This window comes from Mycolicibacterium pyrenivorans (assembly GCF_025821625.1).
In the GTDB taxonomy this organism is placed as follows: Bacteria; Actinomycetota; Actinomycetes; order Mycobacteriales; family Mycobacteriaceae; genus Mycobacterium; species Mycobacterium pyrenivorans.
The window spans coordinates 1-480 of record NZ_JACKSH010000153.1; the positions used below are offsets into that span (position 1 = coordinate 1).

Sequence of the window (480 nt, forward strand, 5' to 3'; positions counted from 1 at the left end):
GAAGCGCAAGGAAGCCGTCGAGGACGCCGTCGCTGCCGCCAAGGCCGCGGTGGAAGAGGGCATCGTCACCGGTGGTGGCGCCGCTTTGGTCCACGCTCGCACCGCGCTGGACGGCCTGCGTGGCTCGCTGTCCGGCGACGAGCTGCTCGGCCTCGAGGTCTTCTCCTCGGCGCTGTCGGCCCCGCTGTACTGGATTGCCACCAACGCCGGCCTCGACGGCCCGGTCGTGGTGAACAAGGTGGCCGAGCTGCCCGTCGGCCACGGTTTCAACGCCGCCACCCTGACCTACGGTGACCTGCTGGCCGACGGTGTCGTCGACCCGGCCAAGGTGACCCGGTCCGCGGTGCTCAACGCGGCCTCTGTGGCACGGATGATCCTGACGACCGAGACGGCCATCGTCGAAAAGCCGGCTGAGGAAGCCGATCACGGGCACGGCCACCACGGTCACGCCCACTAGGAGTAGCTAGACGAAACGCCCCC

Annotated in this window: 1 protein-coding gene; it reads left to right on the forward strand. The window is 69.6% G+C overall.

Features of this window, described 5'->3' with window-relative positions:
- A partial coding sequence (locus H7I57_RS18970) for a TCP-1/cpn60 chaperonin family protein (protein ID WP_275081442.1) occupies positions 1-457 on the forward strand: 457 nt, incomplete at its 5' end.
- Between the last annotated feature and the right edge of the window lie 23 nt (positions 458-480).